This window comes from Duganella sp. GW821-FHT07F09 (assembly GCF_059418705.1).
Genome location: NZ_JBWKQJ010000002.1, coordinates 184,673 through 203,666, shown reverse-complemented (window position 1 = coordinate 203,666; position 18,994 = coordinate 184,673). Strand labels below are relative to the sequence as shown.

Annotated in this window: 19 protein-coding genes, 1 pseudogene and 1 riboswitch; of the genes and pseudogenes, 7 read left to right on the top strand and 13 right to left on the bottom strand. The window is 63.9% G+C overall.

What is annotated here, in order from left to right; genetic code table 11:
- Positions 1-13: 13 nt before the first annotated feature.
- The 3 genes and pseudogenes from AC07P1_RS05925 to AC07P1_RS05915 form a co-directional block, all read left to right on the top strand.
- A pseudogene (locus AC07P1_RS05925) lies at positions 14-127 on the top strand (IS5/IS1182 family transposase); the annotation flags it as partial.
- 58 nt (positions 128-185) lie between these two features.
- Entirely contained in the window at positions 186-455 is a 270-nt protein-coding gene (locus AC07P1_RS05920) for a type II toxin-antitoxin system RelE/ParE family toxin (RefSeq protein WP_494694918.1), read from the top strand.
- Between the two features lie 40 nt (positions 456-495).
- Positions 496-801, top strand: a complete 306-nt coding sequence (locus AC07P1_RS05915; RefSeq protein WP_494694917.1) for a HigA family addiction module antitoxin — start codon at positions 496-498, stop codon at positions 799-801.
- 357 nt (positions 802-1,158) lie between these two features.
- Here AC07P1_RS05915 and AC07P1_RS05910 read toward each other — a convergent pair whose 3' ends face one another.
- Positions 1,159-1,941 (bottom strand): helix-turn-helix domain-containing protein, encoded by a 783-nt coding sequence (locus AC07P1_RS05910; RefSeq protein ID WP_494694916.1) that lies wholly within the window; start codon positions 1,939-1,941, stop codon positions 1,159-1,161.
- Positions 1,942-2,107: 166 nt separating this feature from the next.
- Between AC07P1_RS05910 and AC07P1_RS05905 the strand changes: the two genes are divergently transcribed.
- The gene (locus AC07P1_RS05905; RefSeq protein ID WP_494694915.1) at positions 2,108-2,704 is read left to right on the top strand and encodes an outer membrane beta-barrel protein; all 597 of its coding nucleotides are present in this window, start codon (positions 2,108-2,110) and stop codon (positions 2,702-2,704) included.
- A 44-nt stretch (positions 2,705-2,748) separates the two neighbouring features.
- Here the strand turns inward: AC07P1_RS05905 and AC07P1_RS05900 are convergent, their stop codons facing one another.
- The 9 genes from AC07P1_RS05900 to AC07P1_RS05860 all read right to left on the bottom strand — a co-directional run bounded on the left by AC07P1_RS05900 (position 2,749) and on the right by AC07P1_RS05860 (position 11,040).
- Positions 2,749-2,955 (bottom strand): hypothetical protein, encoded by a 207-nt coding sequence (locus AC07P1_RS05900; RefSeq protein WP_494694914.1) that lies wholly within the window; start codon positions 2,953-2,955, stop codon positions 2,749-2,751.
- Between the two features lie 14 nt (positions 2,956-2,969).
- The gene (hslU, locus tag AC07P1_RS05895; RefSeq protein WP_494694913.1) at positions 2,970-4,310 is read right to left on the bottom strand and encodes an ATP-dependent protease ATPase subunit HslU; all 1,341 of its coding nucleotides are present in this window, start codon (positions 4,308-4,310) and stop codon (positions 2,970-2,972) included.
- On the bottom strand, positions 4,307-4,849 hold the full coding sequence (gene hslV, locus AC07P1_RS05890) for an ATP-dependent protease subunit HslV (RefSeq protein ID WP_315220365.1): 543 nt from the start codon (positions 4,847-4,849) through the stop codon (positions 4,307-4,309). The genes hslU and hslV overlap by 4 nt, the downstream gene beginning before the upstream one ends.
- Positions 4,850-4,919: 70 nt before the next feature.
- Complete coding sequence (locus tag AC07P1_RS05885; RefSeq protein ID WP_494694912.1) at positions 4,920-6,242, bottom strand: STAS domain-containing protein; 1,323 nt, start codon at positions 6,240-6,242, stop codon at positions 4,920-4,922.
- Between the two features lie 165 nt (positions 6,243-6,407).
- Positions 6,408-6,854, bottom strand: a complete 447-nt coding sequence (gene dksA / locus AC07P1_RS05880; protein ID WP_090325594.1) for an RNA polymerase-binding protein DksA — start codon at positions 6,852-6,854, stop codon at positions 6,408-6,410.
- A 111-nt stretch (positions 6,855-6,965) separates the two neighbouring features.
- Positions 6,966-8,045 carry a CobW family GTP-binding protein gene (locus AC07P1_RS05875; RefSeq protein ID WP_494694911.1) on the bottom strand — a complete coding sequence of 360 codons (1,080 nt, stop codon included), beginning with the start codon at positions 8,043-8,045 and terminating at the stop codon, positions 6,966-6,968.
- A gap of 164 nt (positions 8,046-8,209) precedes the next feature.
- The gene (locus AC07P1_RS05870; protein WP_494694910.1) at positions 8,210-9,145 is read right to left on the bottom strand and encodes a tyrosine recombinase XerC; all 936 of its coding nucleotides are present in this window, start codon (positions 9,143-9,145) and stop codon (positions 8,210-8,212) included.
- A gap of 17 nt (positions 9,146-9,162) precedes the next feature.
- Positions 9,163-9,831, bottom strand: coding sequence for a DUF484 family protein (locus AC07P1_RS05865; protein ID WP_494694909.1), 669 nt, complete (start codon positions 9,829-9,831; stop codon positions 9,163-9,165).
- 150 nt (positions 9,832-9,981) lie between these two features.
- Positions 9,982-11,040 carry a porin gene (locus tag AC07P1_RS05860; RefSeq protein ID WP_494695367.1) on the bottom strand — a complete coding sequence of 353 codons (1,059 nt, stop codon included), beginning with the start codon at positions 11,038-11,040 and terminating at the stop codon, positions 9,982-9,984.
- Positions 11,041-11,502: 462 nt separating this feature from the next.
- On the opposite strand from AC07P1_RS05860, the gene AC07P1_RS05855 reads away from it, so the two are divergent.
- Complete coding sequence (locus AC07P1_RS05855; protein ID WP_494694908.1) at positions 11,503-13,098, top strand: tetratricopeptide repeat protein; 1,596 nt, start codon at positions 11,503-11,505, stop codon at positions 13,096-13,098.
- A gap of 224 nt (positions 13,099-13,322) precedes the next feature.
- On the opposite strand, the gene dapF is transcribed toward AC07P1_RS05855, so the two are convergent.
- The 3 genes from dapF to AC07P1_RS05840 are packed head-to-tail and all read right to left on the bottom strand — an operon-like array spanning position 13,323 to position 15,926.
- On the bottom strand, positions 13,323-14,186 hold the full coding sequence (dapF, locus tag AC07P1_RS05850) for a diaminopimelate epimerase (RefSeq protein ID WP_494694907.1): 864 nt from the start codon (positions 14,184-14,186) through the stop codon (positions 13,323-13,325).
- A 10-nt stretch (positions 14,187-14,196) separates the two neighbouring features.
- Positions 14,197-15,075, bottom strand: a complete 879-nt coding sequence (locus AC07P1_RS05845) for an LpxL/LpxP family acyltransferase (protein ID WP_494694906.1) — start codon at positions 15,073-15,075, stop codon at positions 14,197-14,199.
- Positions 15,072-15,926 carry a lysophospholipid acyltransferase family protein gene (locus AC07P1_RS05840; protein WP_494694905.1) on the bottom strand — a complete coding sequence of 285 codons (855 nt, stop codon included), beginning with the start codon at positions 15,924-15,926 and terminating at the stop codon, positions 15,072-15,074. The genes AC07P1_RS05845 and AC07P1_RS05840 overlap by 4 nt, the downstream gene beginning before the upstream one ends.
- Before the next feature lie 199 nt (positions 15,927-16,125).
- Between AC07P1_RS05840 and metK the strand changes: the two genes are divergently transcribed.
- On the top strand, positions 16,126-17,292 hold the full coding sequence (metK, locus tag AC07P1_RS05835) for a methionine adenosyltransferase (protein ID WP_494694904.1): 1,167 nt from the start codon (positions 16,126-16,128) through the stop codon (positions 17,290-17,292).
- Positions 17,293-17,417: 125 nt separating this feature from the next.
- Positions 17,418-17,485: riboswitch (S-adenosyl-L-homocysteine riboswitch) on the top strand.
- A 26-nt stretch (positions 17,486-17,511) separates the two neighbouring features.
- Complete coding sequence (ahcY, locus tag AC07P1_RS05830) at positions 17,512-18,939, top strand: adenosylhomocysteinase (RefSeq protein ID WP_494694903.1); 1,428 nt, start codon at positions 17,512-17,514, stop codon at positions 18,937-18,939.
- Positions 18,940-18,994 lie beyond the last annotated feature (55 nt).

The following is an 18,994-nucleotide window of genomic DNA, read 5'->3' as shown; positions in this document are numbered from 1 at the left end:
TGCTTCCTGGATGATTAATGAAGGGGAGTGGAAGACCAAAAAGCATGGCGCCGACTACCGCCGCCAATGGCGCAAGGTGCACTTGGGAATCGACGCCAGCACACTGGAGATCCGCGCCATCGAGGTCGCTGTTTGTAAGGTGAAGGGATATTGACTGTTAACCGGTTAACAGGTAACGTCTTCCCATGTCAATTCAATCCTTCGCGTGCGATGACACAAGAGCCCTGTTCACGACAGGCAAGTGTCGCCGATTTGCCAACATCAAGAGCGTCGCCGAGCGGAAATTGACCCAGCTTGATGCCGCGCCTTCGGTGAGCTTTATGAAAGCTCCTCCAGGTAACGACTTGAAGGAATACAACGGCGCGTGGCATGTCCGGATTAACGACCAATGGCGTCTTACTTTCAAATGGGGTGACAAGGGTCCCTACGATGTGCTGATTGAAGATCCTCAATAGACGACGATCTAGAGGCACGGAACGAAAAACGGAGTTCATCATGCTCAAGAATGGTATGCGTCCGGTCCACCCCGGCGAAATTCTGGTGGAAGACTACATCAAGCCCATGGGCGTCAGCGTGCGCGCGGTGGCGTTGGCCCTGCATGTCCCTTACTCTCGCCTCAGCGAAATCACCAAAGGCCAGCGGGGCGTGAGCGCGGATACGGCCCTACGTCTGGAACGCTATTTTGGGAGCGAAGCGCAAGGTTGGTTGAATCTTCAAAGTGCCTATGATCTTCGTGTCGCCGAAATCTCCGCTGGAAAGGCCATCGCGAAGGCTATCAAGCCTCTCGCTCGCGCGGCTTGACCTTTGGCGACCAGCTCGTCATTCCGGTGCTTAAAGATCGATGATCTTGCGCAGTAGCGCCGGCGAGACCGCCACTGTTCGCCATCGCAGATGAGCGAGTAGGTTTTGGTGTTCATGCGCGTGATGGTGCCGATGCGCTCGCGCAGGTGCTTGCCAAGAAGGCGGGTACCCATGCGTTACAACCATGGTTCGTCGTAGCCCGCGTCGTGGGCGACGACGGTCGATTGTGGGATGCCATTATTATTGTCGGGGCTAGGCTGAAGAATTCAGCTGTCGGAAAGCGTAAATGTTCGTCGGCCTGAAGCCGTCGGCGGGCCGGCATGGTGGATTACGCTGCGCTAATCCACCCTACGTGGTTCAGATGGCGCCAGGTTTGGCGACAGCGGGGTGGGGTTGGGGTTTTGCCGGTGCCCGCCGCAATGCCGTGAAGGCGGCGAATTCCCATGAGCGGAAGCCGACCAGCAGGGTGAAGCCGTCGCGCTCCTGCGGCGCCAGCTTGCGGTCGCCCTGGTGCAGGCGCGCCAGCTCGCCGGCCAGTTGCTGGATGCGGCCCACCAGTTCCTGCGCGCTGGGCAGCGACAGCCGCGCGGGCAGGCACAGCAAGGTCTCGCCGGCGCCGTCGAAGCTGCCGCCGAAGTAGTCGGCCACCGCGTGCTCGCGGAAAAATTGCTGCACCGGGCCGTCCGGCAGCCAGCGGAACGCGTTCGATACGCGCAGGCGGTAGCGGTTCATCGGCTTGAGTTCGATCACGCCTAGCCGGTCCAGCTCGGCCAGCAGCATGATGCATTCGGGTTCCGTCAGGTCGTAGGTTTCCAGCACCTGCTCCAGGGTCCAGTGGCCGAGGCAGCAGATCGCCATCAGCAGCAGATGCGGCTGCGCCAGCAGCGATTTTTCCTGGGTCAAGGTCAGCGCGTCGGCCTGCGGCGTGGCGTCGGCGGCGCCGCGCAGCACGTCCTCCATCGCCACCCCGGCCGCCTTGCAGATCTGCGCCAGCCGCGACAGCGACATGTCCTGCTGGCCGAACATGCGCTTGACGCTCGACTCGCTCATGGCGATGCGCTCGGCGAGCATTTTGTAGGTGACGCCGGCGGTCCGCATCTGGGTTCGCAGTACCTGCAACAGCAATTCCGGTGAACTCATGGATGCCCTTAGTAAAAAAACAAAGGTATCGTAGCACGGTACTTGCTGTGCTGAAAAGTGATTCCTGGAACATTCAAATAGGACAACGCGCGGATGTGGGCCACACTGCGTCCGCTGTCCCTCGTAGAAGGGACGGCGCCCCGAACCACTTCAATCCAGGAAACCTATGTCCACCATGATCAAAACCCTGTGCGCGGGCATGATTGCCGCGCTGTCCAGCTTGTCCGACGTCCAGGCGGCCGATGCCGCGCCTGTCTCTCCCGGCTACCTCGGCGCCGACATCGGCGCCGTGGTCGCCAACGGCAATACCAGGCCGCTCGCCCGCGTGTACGGCGGCCTGACGATGGGCAGCAGCGTGGCGTTCGACTTGCAGCAGGTGCACGCGCTGGAATTGATGCTGTTCACGACCAAGCTGAAGGAGGACGGTTATGGCTTGTACCCGGCTTATTATATTTCGGGCATCAAGACGCGGGCCAACGGTGTCGCCCTGAGCTGGACCACCGCCCTGAAATTGAATGACAACTGGTCGCTGACCAGCAGGCTGGGCGCGACATACACGCGCGCCAAGAACAGCTATGACACCCCGAACGCATACAGCTGGAGCCGCGACACGGCCAACGTCATCGCCGGCGTGGGCGCGGCCTACAAGCTCAGTCGGAACGTTTCCGCCACGGTGGACGTGAACTACATGCCGATCAAGCTCGACAGCTACAGCAAGAGCGATCCGGCGGTGGTGAGCGCCGGCCTCAAATACAACTTCTAAGATCACCCGAGAGCGGGCGCCACCACCGGCGCCCGCTGACGGTTTTACTGCTCGTCCGGGTCCGGCTTCAGCCGGGCCTTGGCCAGCAGCCGCTTGGCGGCCTGGCGTTCGGCCGCCGCCGGTTTGGCGTGCGGACCGGCGCCGCCGGCGCGCGCCTTGGCCGCCAGCGCGACCGGGTTGCGCGGCGGCTTCTGCGACGGCTCCACACGGATCGTCATCTTCTGCCGCGTCGACAAGGCCTTGTTCGCCATCGCCGGCCCCCCGCTTACAACACGTAGCGCGACAGGTCTTCGTTGACCGCCAGCGCGTCGAGTCGCTCGTTGACGTAGGCAGCGTCGATGGTGATGGCCTTGCCGCCGTCTTCGCTGGCGGTGAACGACAGTTCCTCCAGCAGCTTTTCCATCACCGTGTACAGGCGCCGCGCGCCGATGTTCTCGGTGCGCTCGTTGACCGAGTAGGCGATCTCCGCCAGGCGCGTGATGCCTTCCGGCGAGAACTCGATCTTGACGTTCTCGGTCGCCAGCAGCGCCTCGTACTGCTTGGTCAGGCAGGCGTCGGTGCTGGTGAGGATGCGCTCGAAATCGGCGATCGACAGCGACTCCAGTTCGACCCGGATCGGGAAGCGGCCCTGCAGCTCCGGGATCAGGTCGGACGGCTTGGCCAAGTGGAAGGCGCCCGACGCGATGAACAGGATGTGGTCGGTGCGTATCATGCCGTACTTGGTGTTGACGGTGGTGCCCTCGACCAGCGGCAGCAGGTCGCGCTGCACGCCGGCGCGCGAGACGTCGGCGCCGCCCACTTCCGAGCGCGAGGCGATCTTGTCGATCTCGTCGAGGAAGACGATGCCGTTCTGCTCGACGTTCTGGATCGCCTTCTGCTTCATCTCGTCGTCGTTGACCAGTTTGGCGGCCTCCTCGTCGATGAGGAACTTCATCGCCTCCTTGATCTTGACCTTGCGCGCCTTCTTGCGCGCGCCGCCGATGCCGGAGAACATCGACTTGATCTGCTCGGTCATTTCCTCCATGCCCGGCGGGGCCATGATCTCCATCTGCGGGCCGGTCTCGGCCAGTTCGATCTCGATCTCCTTGTCGTCCAGCTCGCCCTGGCGCAGGCGCTTGCGGAAGGTCTGGCGCGTGGCGTCGCCGGCCTGCGGCGTGTCCGACGGCGTCGACTGGTGGAAGCCGAAGTCGCGCGCCGGCGGCAGCAGGATGTCGATCACGCGGTCCTCGGCGGCGTCCTCGGCGCGGGTGCGCACCTTGGCCATCTCGGCCGAGCGGGTCTGCTTGATGCCGATATCGATCAGGTCGCGGATGATGGTGTCGACGTCGCGGCCCACATAGCCGACCTCGGTGAACTTGGTGGCCTCGATCTTGATGAATGGCGCGTCGGCCAGCTTGGCCAGGCGGCGCGCGATCTCGGTCTTGCCGACGCCGGTCGGGCCGATCATCAGGATGTTCTTGGGTGTGATCTCGTGGCGCAGCGGCTCCTCGACCTGCTGGCGGCGCCAGCGGTTGCGCAGCGCGATGGCGACCGCCTTCTTGGCCTTGCCCTGGCCGACTACGTGTTTGTCGAGTTCGCCGACGATTTCATGGGGAGTCATGTTCATGCTGGTTCCAGTGTTTCAACGATGTGATTCAAGTTGGTGTAGATGCACAACTCACCCGCGATGGTCAGTGACTTTTTGACGATTTCGGCGGGCGACAGTTCCGTGTTTTCCACCAAAGCCTTGGCGGCGGACTGGGCATAGGTGCCGCCCGAGCCGATGGCGCCGATGCCGTCCTCGGGCTCGAGCACGTCGCCGTTGCCGGTGATGACCAGGGTCGATTCGTGGTCGGCCACCAGCAGCATCGCCTCCAGGCGGCGCAGCACGCGGTCGGTGCGCCAGTCCTTGGCCAGCTCGACGGAGGCGCGCAGCAGATTGCCCTGGTGTTTTTCCAGCTTGCCTTCAAAGCGGTCGAGCAGGGTGAAGGCGTCGGCGGTGCCGCCGGCGAAGCCGACCAGGACCTTGCCCTGGTAGACCTTGCGCACTTTGCGGGCCGTGCCCTTCATGACGATGTTGCCCAGCGTGACCTGGCCGTCGCCGCCGAGGGCGACGTCTTTGCCGCGGCGCACGCACAGGATGGTGGTACCGTGAAATTGTTCCATATTGACCTCAGAGTAATGACGCGAACTGCTTCAAGACTTGAAAAGTGGGGCTGGAAACCGGAATTGCAAGTTAGTACTTGTGCGGGTAGAGCCGGGCGATGTCGCCGTAACCGAGCAATCTTAACAGGGCCGTGACCAGATGGTTCACGTCGCGGAATTCGATTTTGCGGCCGTCGGCGGCGAGCGGCTGCAGGCAGGCGTGCAGGCCGATGGCGGCCGGGTAGTCGATGCGCAGCAGCCGCGAGCAATCGAACACGATGGTCTGGTACTGGCCGGCATAGTGCTTGATGGCGGGCAGCAGCGGGCCGAGCTGGTTTTCTATGACCGAAGGCAACATGAAGCGGTCCGGCGAGGCGGGCAGCCGCTGGGCCGGCGCCATCGCCACCTTGTGCGGGGCGACAAACGATGGCGGCGACACCTCGAAGGTGACGCAATAGTCCATGCCGGTTTCCTCGAATTCCTTTTCGCGGTTCAGCAGTTGCAGCAGTTCGAGCAATAGCAGCCACGGGCCCTCGGTGTCGTCGGGGCGGCCGATGGCGATGCCGGCGCGGATCTGTGCGGCCAGTTCGGCCGCGCCCACCAGGATCAGTTCGCGCTGGAGGGCCTGCAGCCGGCGCAGGGTGTCGAGCAGCAGCCAGCAGGCGGACGCCTCGATGTCGATGACGCGATGAAATTCCAGCCGCAGCACCGGGTGCGCGTCGGCCAGCCGCAGCAGGTCTTCGAGCCGGCCGGCGATCTGTTCGCCGAGCACGCCGCTGAAGGTGGTGGTGGGCGTCACGCCGGCCCAGCCGGGCGAGGCGGCCGCCGGGTCGGCCGGCGCGCGCCACGGCGGCGGCGAGGTTTCGAAGGTGCTGACGTAGTCGATCGACAGGTTGTCGAAGCGCTCCTGCTGGCCGCCGACCTGGTACAGGTCGAACAGCATCCACCAGACGGTGCGGTCCTGGCTGGCGCCCACGCTGTCTGTCAGCATCTGCGCGGCCGCCGCGCTTTGGCCGTTGGCATAGAGGATGGCGATTTCCTCGACCACCGGCGCGGACTGCGCCGCCACGGCCGCCTCGGGCAGGTCGTCGTCGCGCAGCAGCAGGGTGGTGGGGAGGTCGGCCAGCGCCTCGGTGTCGGGGCCGCCGCCAGCGCCGCCGGCCCGGCCCGGGCGCTGGCGCTGGCTACCCCAGGCCGGCTCCGGCTCGTTGAAGATGTCGAACGCCATCGCCGATTCGATGGCGTCGATTTTCATGGCGGTGGCGCGGGCGATCTCGCGCTGGCGCGCCTGTTGGTGCTGGCGCGCGGTTTCGCTGTTGGCGGCCAGCCGCGCGGCGGCCTCGTCGCCAAGCGGGTCCGGCGCCCCGTCCGGGCGCGGTTGATCGGGTTTTTTGAATAGCGAAAACAGTCCCACGCTTTCCTCGTTGTCGTCGGGCGTCAGCGTAGTGTAGCGGAAGGGAAAGCGATTTTCGTGTTACGGATGGGAAGGGTGTGCAAAAGCACGTAAAAAAGCACGCGGCGGGCGCGTGCTCTCCGGACAGGCTGGCGACGGCCGACCGCAAGGGGCCGGCCGGCGGTGTCAGTCGCCGTACAGTTTCTGCTTCAGTTCGCGGCGCTGTTGCGCTTCCAGCGACAGCGTGGCGGTCGGACGGGCGATCAGGCGCGGGATGCCGATCGGCTCGCCGGTTTCCTCGCACCAGCCGTAGTCGCCACCGTCGATGGCGACGATCGACTGCTGGACTTTCTTCAGCAGTTTGCGCTCGCGGTCGCGGGTGCGCAGTTCCAGCGCGTGTTCCTCTTCGATCGTGGCGCGGTCGGCCGGGTCCGGTACGAGCACGGTTTCGCGCAGGTGTTCGGTGGTTTCGCCGGCGTTTTTCAGCAGCTCCTTCTCAAGGGCTTGCAGCTTTGCTTTGAAAAATGCCATTTGCGCCGGATTCATGTAATCCTTTTCATCCATCTTCAGAATTTCTTCTTCGGTCAGGACGCGGTCGGCGGCGGCGGGGGTCGATTTATTAGTTTTGGTCATAACTTCGCTTACCTTCGATACGACAGAGTTTTCAAATTAATCAGCCCGGATTTCGTGGCAACTTGGTGACAACTTAGTGACAAATTACCATCCCCACAAAACCCGGATAGTTTATACCAGACATTGTTCCAAACCGCTAATAAAGATGTCTTTTGGCAGATTTTTACCTATAAACACCATTTTGCTGCCGCGAACGTCGTTTTCTCCCCATTTCGCGCCCAGATCGCTGCCCATAATCTGGTGCACGCCCTGGAACACCACCTTGCGATCGGCGCCCTGCATCAACAATACGCCTTTGTAGCGCAGCATGCGAGGACCATAGACGTTTACCAGCCCGCCGAGGAATTCGTCCAGCTTGGCGGTGTCGAACGGGCGTGTACTTTTGAACACAAACGCGGCGATGTCGTCGCTGTGGTGGCCGTGATGGTGGTTGTGGTCGTGGCCGTCGTGACCGTGGCCTTCATGGCCGTGCCCGTGGCCATGATCGTGGCCGCAGTGCTCGTCGTGCACGTGGTCGTCGTCGTGGACCTGGTCGGTCGTCAGGAAATCGGGGTCCAGCTCCAGCTTGTCGTTCAGGTTGAAGCCTTTGAGGTCCAGCACGTCCGTCAGCGGGGCGCGGCCGAAATCGGCCTTGCCGATCGGCGCGCGCGGATTGATGCGCTTGAGGCGGGCGGTCAAGGTGGCCAGCTCGTCCCCGGTGACCAGGTCGGTTTTGGACAGCAGCATCTTGTCGGCGAACCCCACCTGGCGCTGCGCTTCCTCGTGCTGGTCCAGCTGGTCCATGGCGTGGCGCGCGTCGACCACGGTGACCACTGCGTCCAGCATATAGTGAGTGCCCACTTCCTCGTCGACGAAGAAGGTCTGCGCCACCGGGCCCGGATTGGCCAGGCCTGTGGTCTCGATGACGACGCGGTCGAAGTGCAGTTCGCCGGCGGCGCGTTTTTGCGCCAGGCCGGTCAGCGCCACGATCAGGTCGCCGCGCACCGTGCAGCAGATGCAGCCATTGTTCATTTCGACGATCTGTTCGCCGCTATCCTGGACCAGGATTTCGTTGTCGATGTTTTCCTGCCCGAACTCATTTTCGATGACGGCGATGCGCATGCCGTGCTGTTCTTGCAAGATGCGGTTGAGCAACGTGGTCTTGCCGGCGCCAAGGAAGCCGGTCAGGATGGTGGTGGGGATCAGTTCCATGGTCAAGCAGCCTGAGTCTGGTGGTCGGGAACCCTATATGGGGCTCAACTGCAAAAATGCAATCGGCCGATTATGCCGGAATTTCAATTGTGCCAGCAATTGGTCCGATTGAGCGGCGTCAGCACGGGCCGGATTTACACGTTAGGCGCCTCTCTTCCCGCTCTTTATTTCACCTTGGCGCGCGGGTGGGCCTTGTCGTACACCTCGGCCAGATGCTGGAAATCGAGGGCCGTGTAGACCTGCGTCGAGCTGATGCTCGAATGACCCAGCATTTCCTGTACCGCCCGCAGGTCGCCCGACGATTGCAGCACGTGCGAGGCGAAGGAATGGCGCAGCATGTGCGGGTGCACGTGCACCGGCGCGCCGCTGGCCACGCCGTGGGCCTGCAAACGCTGCTGGATGACGCGTGGCGAGACGCGGGTGCCCCGGGTGCTGACAAACAGCGCGTCGCCGCCGTCGACCGGCGCCGGGCGCACGGCGAGCCACGCCGCCAGCGCCTCGAGCGCGGCGGCGCCCACCGGCACCACGCGGCGCTTGTTGCCCTTGCCGGTGACGATCACTTCGCGGTTGTCGAGGTCGACCCAGCCCAGCGCGTCCTTGCCGGCTGTCAGGTCGAGGCCGGCCAGTTCGGACACCCGCAGGCCGCTCGAATACAACAGTTCGAACATGGCGCGGTTGCACAGGTCGGCCGGTTCGGTGCCGGTACCGGCGCGCGGCGTGGATGGCGCCACCAGCCGCACCGCGTCGTCGACCGACAGCGCGCGCGGCAATGTCTTGGCGCGTTTGGGCGCGCGCACGCCCTGAACCGGATTGGCCGAGAGCGCGATGCGCTCGCCCAGCCAGCCGAAAAATCCGCGCCAACTGGAGAGTTTGCGCGCGATAGAGCGCGGATCGAGGTCGTTTGCGTGCAGTTTGGCGGTCAGCCGGCGGATCAGGAAATGGTCGATCGCCGGCCAGTCGTGACCGTCCGACAGCGCGGCCAGTTCCCGCAGGTCGCGCGCGTAGGCGGCGGTGGTGTGCGCCGACAACTTGCGCTCGGTGCGCAAATAGCCGAGATAGGCGTCGATCCAGGCTGGCTTGCTGTCCGGTTCGGCGCCCATGGTGTCGCTGCCGTGCCTTAGGCCAGCAGCCAGGCCAGCGCGGTGCTGGAGGTTTCGCCGATGTGGACCAGGAAGTCGGTCGCCATCAGCGAGGTGAAGCGGGCCGGATCGGCCGAGCCCAGGATCAGCAGGCCGAAGGCGTTCTTGTTGCCCGGCTTGCGCAGCGGGATGATCACGGTCGAGGTGATGCCGGAGGCGTCGTCGAGCCAGCGCACCGCTTCGAAGTCCTTGTTGGTGCCGCAATACGGCGCCATCAGGCTGTTGGCGAAGATGCGCGCGTCTTCCGACACGCCTTTGACGAACCATTCGCCGTCGTACTCGGACTCGGTGTCCCAGATGCGCAAGGTGACCTGCGGCACGTCGAAGGCCGACTTCAGGCCGCTGACGACCGAGTGTGGCATGGAACCCACATCTTCGGCTTCCAGCAGCACCTTGGTCCAGCGGTGGAACTTGTTGGCGATGGCTTCGTTTTCGGAAGCGAGGCGCATCAGGTTGCTCATGCGCAGTTCCAGCGCCTTGTACTTGTCACGCATCACTTCCATCTGCCGCTCCTGCAGCGAGACGGCGCGGCCGGTGATGGGGCTGGCCAGTTTGATTTCACCGAGCAAGTCAGCGTGTTCTTCGAAGAAGTGCGGGTGGTCTGTCAGGTACTGCGCGACAAGTGTGGAATCCAGTGGGACGGTCATGGGTACTCTATCTGCAAGGTTGGGGCTAGTTATACATTTTAACCGACGCGCGGCTTTGTACTAAACGAAAAGCGCGCGAAAAAAAACGGACAAGGTCGCCCTTGTCCGTATCCCCAACGTCACACCAGCGGTTCTTGCCGACCGCGAGGTTTAGAAGTTGTGATGTATGCCGAGACTGTAGAAATTAAACGTCGCGGCAGGGGTGATTTTTTTGCGGGCCGCATCGACGTACAGATAGGTGCGGGCCGACAGGTTGTAGTCGTAACCGACCGAGACCTGTTTGGTCTTGGCGATGTTCGGATTGTTGGTCTGGTTGTCAGGTTTTTTCTGGCCGTAACCGGCGCGTATCATGCCTGGGCCGATCGTGTAGTTGGCGCCGATCAGCCATGCCTTGGTTTCAGGATTGATCAGCACGCTCTCTTCCTGGTCCTGCTTCTGATAGGAGCCCATCAGTTTCAAGGCCGGGATCGGTTTGAACGACGCGCCGACCGACCACAGCTTGGTGTCGACGGCGTTGCGCTCGTAAGCGCCGTAAGCGGCGAACGGGCCGCTGGTGGCGGTGGCGCTGAGCGAGTAAGGCACTGCGGCGGCCTTGCTATTGGCCGGGAACTGCGGCGCCAGCGCGGTGCCGCGGCCAATGATGACCGGGTTGTTGTTGGCTTCCTTGGAGGCCACGGTGGCGTTCAGCTGGAAGATGCCGCCGATCACGGGCGTGTTGTAGAACACGGCGTTGGAGAAGCGGTTGGCGGAATTGCCGGCCGCGCTCAGCGGATCGCTGGTGTAGCCGGCCACTTGCAGGTCGGTCTGGTAGCCGGCGGTGGCCGGCATGCCGCTCCATGGCTCGAAGGCGGTGCTGGTTTCCTGGAACGCGGTCAGGCCGCGGCCGATGCGCACGGTGCCGAAGCCGCCCTGCAGGCCGACCCGGCTCTGGCCCTGGAACAGCGGGCGGGTGGTGTTTTCGATGACGCCGGTGTCCGGCTCATAGCGGATCTCCAGCTGGAACAGGGCCTTGAGGCCGTTGCCGAGGTCTTCGACGCCGCGGAAACCCAGTTTATTGTTGTCGCGCTTGCCAACCATGGTGGAGGTGTTGCCGGAGTTGGTGCGTTTGGAAAGGCCAGCATCCAGAGTGCCATAAATGGCGACGGACGATTGCGCGGATGCAGCGCCGAACGCGCCCATGAGTGCCACGGTCACTAAAGATTTTTTGATCATTTGAGTTATTCCTTTTTAGAGTAATTCGTACAAAGGTCTAATGCTGTCCGGCCGCTTCATCTCTCCCCGGTTGGATCGAACCTTAAAGGCTCACCGGGACAAACGCGTTGGAATGGTCGACTATGGCGGCTTGTTTGTGCCAAAAGCAGGTGAATCGCGGCTTCTTGTTGTATTTTCGAAACGCTTGATCGGTAGCCCACAAGCCGCGCTCTTGGCCTCGGTCGTCACAGGGTCTAACCTGCTATTGGTGCATTATTTCTTTTCATGAAAGCATCAAAACAGTTCCAGCGTACAGGGGCGGCAGGGGGTTCGAGCTTGTGGCAGATCAAGCGGCCGCGCATTATGTCTAGGGTGTGGCGTCGATGGCACGCTACACTTGGAGTCTCATGGTGATCCGGCCCGCCTTGCAACGACGCCGACGCACCGCCCGCTTCGATAAATCACATTCATAGTGAGACGATGGCAAATCGAGAAGAGTTAGGGATCATACGGGGCGCCCGCGCGGGAGACGCGGTCTGCCAGTTAGCGTTGGGGAAGCTGTATCTGTTTGGTGGCGCCAGTCTTCCGTTGAGCTTGCCGACGGCGCTGCACTGGCTCAACCGCGCCGCGCTGCAGGACCAGGATGAAGCCTGGATGCTGATCGGCAGCCACGTCCCCTACGAACACGCCCAACATTGCCTTCCAGCCGTGCTGCCCTGGTACGACCGCGCGTACGACGCCGGTGTCGAGCAGGCCGGTGTGGTGCTCGCGCAACTGGTGCTGAACCAGCCCGCGCAGAACGATGCCTCCCTTGTGCCGCAACAGGCCCAGCTGCGCGACAAAGCGCTGCAGGCGCTCGACACCGCAGCCCGTTCCGGCTCGGTGGAGGCGCAATGGCTGCTGGCCCAGCAGGGCGGCGCGCCGGCGGCCAACGCGGCGCAGGTGTCGGCGTCGCCGTCCGCGCGCGCCGTACGCGGCCCGCGCCCGCCGGCACACCGGGCCGGCGGGCGCCAGCCATGGCATGCGCACACGCTCGACCACGGCATGGCGCCGGCCCACTACGCGATGCTCGACGAGGCCTGGCACGGCGACCGTGACGCGTTTTTACAACGCGCGATGCCGCCGCTGCGCAAGCTGCTGGCCGGCGCGCCGGGCGACGCCGAGGCGGCGCGGACGGCGGACTGGCCGCTCGGCCCGCAACAGCTGACTTTGCTTTCGCGCTGCGCCAGCCTGCTCGGCAGCGCGCCGGAGTACGAAGCCGAACTGCGGCAATGCCGCGAACTGGCCGCGCATGGCGGCGAGCGCTGCGCGCAGCTGGCGCTGGGCCTGTGGTTCGCGCGCATGGACAGCGACGGCAAGCGGCAAACCAGGGGCATCGCCGCCGTCAACTTCAAGCGGGCGATACGCTGGCTGACCCTGGCGGGCGAGCAGGGCTTGGCCGACGCCTGGTTCGCGTTGTCGCGCATTTATCTGAAACCGGAGTTCTCGCAGCGCTGCGTGGCCGAGGCACTGTCCTATCTGGAGCGGGCGGCGGAGATGGGCCACTGTGGCGCCCAGCTCGAATGCGGTATGTACGCCTGGCGCAACCGCCGCAACGACGAGAGCAGCGACGTGCGCGCGGTCTACTGGCTGCAGAAGGCGGCGGCGCAGGGGTGCGACGAGGCGGACGCGGCATTGAAGCGGATCGCGCAGTCGCCCAAGGAGTCGGGCTGGACGGAAAGCATCGCCGGCTGCGTCACGCGCGAGCTGACGGTCAGCCAGCCGTTGCTGGCGGCACGGCTGGAACTGGCGGAGTTGTTTGGATTGAGCCGGGCCGAAGCGCTGCTGCTCGATGTCAAGGCGGCCGACCAGGGGCATTGCCTGGTGGTCGATATCCGCGCCAGTTACGGGCGTAGCAAGCGGCGCTTGATTTTGCTGCGCACCGCGCGCGAGCGCCAGGCGCTGGACCGCATCAGCCGCTTGTTCGACGCGATCGACGGCGGTCCGGATGGCCCGGAGGGCAATTACCGCCAGCGCTTGTACCGGCTCAAGACGTGGTTGCCGGCCGCCGGCGGCGATGATTTGCTGGCCGCGTAGGCTGCTACGACAAGGGACTTGCGCGTAACCGCGGAGACACGTAGGGCGGATTAGGCGGAACGCCGTAATCGGCCATCTCCGAGCCGCCGGCGGCGCATCCATGGCCGATTACGCTGCGCTAATCCGCCCTACGTATCTCCACGTTCAGTCATGTGTCTCCGCAGTCATCGGGCGTCGCGGTCCCAATAAAAGTCTTCGCCGTCATTCAGGCATCGCGGTTTGAATCAAATTTCCATCTCGCCTTCGAACACCGTCACGGCCGGGCCGGTCAGCAGCACCGGCTGGCCTTCGCCCGCCCAGCTGATCGACAGTTGGCCGCCGCGCGCGTCGACCCGCACCGGGCTGTCGAGCAGGCCGCGCGCGATGCCGGCCACCGCCGCCGCGCAGGCGCCGGTGCCGCAGGCCAAGGTCTCGCCGACGCCGCGCTCGAACACGCGCAGCTTGATGTGGCCGCGATCGACGATCTGCATGAAGCCGGCGTTGACCCGGTTCGGGAAACGCGGATGGTGCTCGATCAGCGGTCCGGTCAGTTCCACCGGCGCCGCGTCGACGTCGTCGACCACCTGCACCGCGTGCGGATTGCCCATCGATACGGCCGAGATCAGCACGCTTTCCTTGGCGCCGGCCAGCTCCAGCACCAGCGGCCACAAGGTGGCGGCGCCCTGGCGTTCACCCTGCAAGCCTTCGGCGTCGAACGGCACGCGCGCAGGGTCGAGCACCGGCGGCCCCATGTCCACGGTGATGCTGCCGTCGGCCTCCAGCCGCGGCGCGATCACGCCGGCCTTGGTCTCGACGGTGATGCTGCGCTGGTCGGTCAAGCCTTTTTCCGAGACGAACTTGACGAACGCGCGCGAACCGTTGCCGCACTGTTCCACCTCGCCGCCGTCGGCGTTGAAGATGCGGTAGCGGAAATCGCAGCCCGGCTGGGTCGGCTTTTCCACCAGCAGGATCTGGTCGGCGCCGATGCCGAAGCGGCGGTCGCCCAGCAGCTTCCATTGCGCCGCCGTCAGGTCGATCTTCTGGTTGATGCCGTCGATGACCACGAAGTCATTGCCGGCACCGTGCATTTTGGTGAATTTGAGTTTCATCGTCAGTCTTCTACTTGGAAGTTTGGTATAGCGAAGGCTCGCCGTTGGGCCGCGTCTTGAAGCGCTTATGCGTCCAGAAATACTCCGACGGCGCCTCGCGCACGCGCTCCTCGATGAACGCGTTCATGCGGCGGGTGGCGGCTACCATGTCGGGACCCGGGTAATTGTCCCACACCGGATAGAACTTCACACGATAACCTTGATAGTCGGGCAGGAAGGTGGCGATCACCGGCATCACCTGGGCGCCGGTGGTGGCGGCGATGCGCGCCGTCGCCGTCAGCGTGGCCGCCTGGATGCCGAAGAACGGCACGAACTCGGCATCCTTTTCGCCGAAGTCCATGTCCGGCAGCATGAAGTAGGGCAGCTTGTCGCGCAGCGCCCGCAGGATGGGCTTGATGCCGTCCTGGCGGGTGAACAGCTTGACCGGCTTGAAGCGGGCGCGGCCGGCGCGCAGCACCTGGTCGAAGGCGGTGTTCTTTTGCTGCACATACATCGACGAGGCGCTGGCCACCATCGCGATCGAGGCGCCGGCCACGTCCAGGCAAACGAAGTGCGGGCACAGCAGGATGGTCGGCTTGGCCGTCATCTCTTCCACCGGCACCGGGCCCGGCTCCACATGGATCAGCCGCTTCAGGCGCGCCTCGGAGGCCCACCACAGGATGCCGCGCTCCCACACGCTGCGCGAGTACGCCTGGAAATGGCCGCGCGCGATGTCGATCCGCTCGGCCTCGGTCAACTCCGGCATGCACAGGCGCAGATTGGTCAGCGCGATGTGGCGGCGCGAGCGCAGTGTCATGAACAACAGGCTGCCGGTCAGCTTGCCGATCCGGCCCAGCAGCGGCAGCGGCAGCCAGTGCAGCACCCACATCAATCCCAGCAGCAGCTTCATGCCCGGCCCCCCGCCGCGACCGGCGCGGCTATGCCGGCCGGCACCTTGTAGCGGTTATAGCTCCAATAATATTGCTCGGGATTGCGGGCGATCAGGCGCTCCATGGCGGCGTTGATGGCGCGCGCCTGCCCGGCCGTGTCGCCGTCGAGGGAGCCGTCGAACGGCACGAAGCGCACCACGAAGCCTTTGCCGCCGGGCAGGCGCTCGGCGTAGGTGACGATGATGGTGGCGTCGCCCATCTGCGCCAGTTTGGCCGGCAGCGTCATCGTGTAGGCGCTGCGGCCGAAGAAATCGGCCCACACGCCTTCGCCCTCCTGCGGCACCTGGTCGGGCAGCACGCCGATCGGCTTGCCTTTCTTAAGGAACTTGGCCAGCATGCGCACGCCCGACATATTGGCCGGCGCCAACAGCAGGTTCTTGCGCGCGCGCGCGCCCTCGACCAGCGGCTTGAGCGCCGCCTGTTTCGGCGGGCGGTACATCACCATCAGCTCGGTGCGCAGCGCGATTTCCTGCGCGACGATCTCGAAACAGCCCAGGTGTGGCGTCAGGAACACGATCCCGCGCCCCGCGTCCAACTCCGTTTGCACCAGTTCCCAGTTCTCGGCGTGGGCCAGGCGCGACACCCGCCCGGGCGACGCGCACCAGACGAATGGCAGTTCGACGATGCTTTTTCCGGCCTCGGCGATGGCCGCCGACAGGTGGCCCGAGTAGCCCGCAAGGGCCATGTTCTCGCGCATACGCCGACGATGCGAGGGAGAACACAGATAAACCAGCCAGCCCAGCGCGGCGCCCACCGCGTGCAGCAACGGCAGCGGAAAGATCGATAAAAAGCGGAAAAGATAAACAAGCATGAAGTTAAATCGTCAATATCAAGGAGTGTCCGGCTGCTATTGCTCTAGCCAAAAATTTTTTAAGAAGCGTAAAATACCACGTATGCAGTAACCGCTGAGTTAACAGACAACTTGCGAAGCGGAATATAAATATCGCTAAAGCGTCGCAAGCCGTATTGGGTGAGCGACAACCATTCTCAACCAGTATCAGGAGCTTGCGATGTCAAACGATTATCTTTTCACTTCCGAATCCGTCTCGGAAGGCCATCCGGACAAGGTCGCCGACCAAATCTCGGATGCCATTCTGGACGCCATCCTCGAGCAGGACCCGAAGGCCCGCGTCGCCGCCGAAACGCTGTGCAACACCGGCCTGGTCGTGCTGGCCGGCGAAATCACCACGCACGCCAACGTTGATTATATTCAAGTCGCGCGCGAAACCATCAAGCGCATCGGCTACGACAACACCGACTACGGCATCGACTACCGCGGTTGCGCGGTGCTGGTGGCCTACGACAAGCAGTCGCCGGACATCGCCCAGGGCGTCGACGAGGGTGCCGGTATCGACCTCGACCAAGGCGCCGGCGACCAGGGCCTGATGTTCGGCTACGCCTGCGACGAGACCGCCGAGCTGATGCCGGCCGCCATCCACTACGCGCACCGCCTGGTCGAGCGCCAGTCGCAGCTGCGCAAGGACGGCCGCCTGCCATGGCTGCGTCCGGATGCCAAATCGCAAGTCACGCTGCGCTACGTCAACGGCCGTCCGGTCTCGGTCGACACCGTCGTGTTGTCGACCCAGCACGCGCCGGAAATGCAGCACAAGCAGATCGAAGAGGCGGTGATCGAAGAGATCATCAAGCAGGTGCTGCCGCGCGAATGGCTCACCGACACCAAATACCTGGTCAACCCGACCGGCCGCTTCGTCATCGGCGGCCCGCAGGGCGACTGCGGCCTGACCGGCCGCAAGATCATCGTCGACACCTACGGCGGCGCCAGCCCGCACGGCGGCGGCGCCTTCTCCGGCAAGGATCCAACGAAGGTGGACCGTTCGGCCGCCTACGCCGCGCGTTACGTCGCCAAAAACGTGGTCGCCGCCGGCCTGGCGCGCCAATGCCAGGTGCAGGTCAGCTACGCCATCGGCGTGGCGCGTCCGATCAACATCACGGTGTACACCGAAGGCACGGGCGTCATCCCCGACGACAAGATCGCCGCGCTGGTGATGGAGCACTTCGACCTGCGTCCGAAAGGCATCGTGCAGATGCTCGACCTGCTGCGTCCTATCTACGCCAAAACCGCCGCCTACGGCCACTTCGGCCGCGAAGAGCCGGAATTCACGTGGGAGCGCACCGACAAGGCCGCGATCCTGCGCGCCGCCGCCGGCCTGAAATAAAGCAACTCCGGGTCGGGCCCACCGGTGGTGGTCCCGACCCGGAGTTGAGTGTTGCATGAACGTCTGTTGCCCCAGCTTATTTGGCGCGGCGCCTGTGCTGCGCGCCAAGGTGGTGCTAAAATGCACCTTCCGAGGAGCGCTGCGACGAATTCATTTTTGCCAGGCTCGGAATCTGCAACCGCGCTCACGTTACTTTTTTCTAACTGAAAGGAGGGCGTGATGAACGCCGTACTCAAATCCGCACAAGACTACCTGGTCGCCGATATTTCCCTGGCTTCCTGGGGTGACAAAGAAATCCGCATCGCCGAAACCGAAATGCCCGGCCTGATGGCGATCCGCGAGGAATTCGCCGCCGCCCAGCCGCTCAAGGGCGCGCGCATCACCGGTTCGCTGCACATGACCATCCAGACCGCCGTACTGATCCAGACGCTCGAAGCGCTGGGCGCCAAGGTGCGTTGGGCGTCGTGCAACATCTACTCGACCCAGGACCACGCCGCCGCCGCCATCGCCGCCGCCGGCACCCCGGTGTTCGCCATCAAGGGCGAAACCCTGGACGAATACTGGGACTATACCCACCGCATCTTCGAATGGCCGGCCGACGCCGCCGGCAACGCCGTCTACTCGAACATGATCCTCGACGACGGCGGCGACGCCACGTTGCTGCTGCACCTGGGCGCGCGCGCCGAGAAGGACATCTCGGTGCTGGCCGCGCCCGGTTCGGAGGAAGAGATCTGCCTGTTCAACGCCATCAAGGCGCACCTGGCGATCGACCCGGCCTGGTACTCCAAGCGTCTGCCGCAGATCATGGGCGTGACCGAGGAAACCACCACCGGCGTGCACCGCCTGTACCAGATGCACAAAGAGGGCAAGCTGGCCTTCCCGGCGATCAACGTCAACGACTCCGTCACCAAGTCGAAGTTCGACAACCTGTACGGTTGCCGCGAGTCGCTGGTCGACGGCATCAAGCGCGCCACCGACGTCATGATCGCCGGCAAGGTCGCCGTCATCGCCGGCTATGGCGACGTCGGCAAGGGCTCGGCCCAGGCCATGCGCGCGCTGTCGGCCCAGGTGTGGGTCACCGAAATCGATCCGATCTGCGCGCTGCAGGCGGCGATGGAAGGCTACCGCGTCGTGACCATGGACTACGCCGCCGAACACGGCGACATCTTCGTCACCTGCACCGGCAACTATCACATCCTGACCGAGAAGCACATGCTGGCCATGAAGGACCAGGCCATCGTCTGCAACATCGGCCACTTCGACAACGAGATCGACGTCGCCGCGCTCAAGAAGTACACCTGGGAAAATATCAAGCCGCAAGTCGACCACGTGATCTTCCCGTCGGGCAAGCGCATCATCCTGCTGGCCGAAGGCCGCCTGGTGAACCTGGGTTGCGGCACCGGCCATCCGTCGTACGTGATGAGCTCGTCGTTCGCCAACCAGACCATCGCCCAGATCGAGCTGTTCGCCAACACCGACAAGTACCCGGTCGGCGTCTACGTGCTGCCGAAGCACCTGGACGAGAAAGTGGCGCGCCTGCAGTTGAAGAAACTGAACGCGCAACTGACCGTGCTGACCGAAGAGCAAGCGGCCTACATCGGCGTGACGCAGGAAGGTCCGTACAAACCGGACCACTACCGTTATTAATGTGACGGTGTGAGGCGGGGCCGGCATTTGTTGCCGGCCTTGTTTTTATCTAGAT

Excerpts from the sequence above, each read along its gene's own strand:
- dksA (WP_090325594.1), bottom strand. The coding sequence starts at position 6,854 with ATGACCAAAACTAATAAATCGACCCCCGCCGCCGCCGACCGCGTCCTG.
- dapF (WP_494694907.1), bottom strand. The coding sequence starts at position 14,186 with ATGAAACTCAAATTCACCAAAATGCACGGTGCCGGCAATGACTTCGTG.
- AC07P1_RS05865 (WP_494694909.1), bottom strand. The coding sequence starts at position 9,831 with ATGACCGTCCCACTGGATTCCACACTTGTCGCGCAGTACCTGACAGAC.
- hslV (WP_315220365.1), bottom strand. The coding sequence starts at position 4,849 with ATGGAACAATTTCACGGTACCACCATCCTGTGCGTGCGCCGCGGCAAA.
- AC07P1_RS05910 (WP_494694916.1), bottom strand. The coding sequence starts at position 1,941 with ATGAGTTCACCGGAATTGCTGTTGCAGGTACTGCGAACCCAGATGCGG.
- ahcY (WP_494694903.1), top strand. The coding sequence starts at position 17,512 with ATGAACGCCGTACTCAAATCCGCACAAGACTACCTGGTCGCCGATATT.
- AC07P1_RS05845 (WP_494694906.1), bottom strand. The coding sequence starts at position 15,075 with ATGAAGCTGCTGCTGGGATTGATGTGGGTGCTGCACTGGCTGCCGCTG.
- AC07P1_RS05855 (WP_494694908.1), top strand. The coding sequence starts at position 11,503 with ATGGCAAATCGAGAAGAGTTAGGGATCATACGGGGCGCCCGCGCGGGA.
- AC07P1_RS05840 (WP_494694905.1), bottom strand. The coding sequence starts at position 15,926 with ATGCTTGTTTATCTTTTCCGCTTTTTATCGATCTTTCCGCTGCCGTTG.
- AC07P1_RS05915 (WP_494694917.1), top strand. The coding sequence starts at position 496 with ATGCTCAAGAATGGTATGCGTCCGGTCCACCCCGGCGAAATTCTGGTG.
- metK (WP_494694904.1), top strand. The coding sequence starts at position 16,126 with ATGTCAAACGATTATCTTTTCACTTCCGAATCCGTCTCGGAAGGCCAT.
- AC07P1_RS05870 (WP_494694910.1), bottom strand. The coding sequence starts at position 9,145 with ATGGGCGCCGAACCGGACAGCAAGCCAGCCTGGATCGACGCCTATCTC.
- hslU (WP_494694913.1), bottom strand. The coding sequence starts at position 4,310 with ATGAACATGACTCCCCATGAAATCGTCGGCGAACTCGACAAACACGTA.
- AC07P1_RS05900 (WP_494694914.1), bottom strand. The coding sequence starts at position 2,955 with ATGGCGAACAAGGCCTTGTCGACGCGGCAGAAGATGACGATCCGTGTG.
- AC07P1_RS05875 (WP_494694911.1), bottom strand. The coding sequence starts at position 8,045 with ATGGAACTGATCCCCACCACCATCCTGACCGGCTTCCTTGGCGCCGGC.
- AC07P1_RS05920 (WP_494694918.1), top strand. The coding sequence starts at position 186 with ATGTCAATTCAATCCTTCGCGTGCGATGACACAAGAGCCCTGTTCACG.
- AC07P1_RS05905 (WP_494694915.1), top strand. The coding sequence starts at position 2,108 with ATGTCCACCATGATCAAAACCCTGTGCGCGGGCATGATTGCCGCGCTG.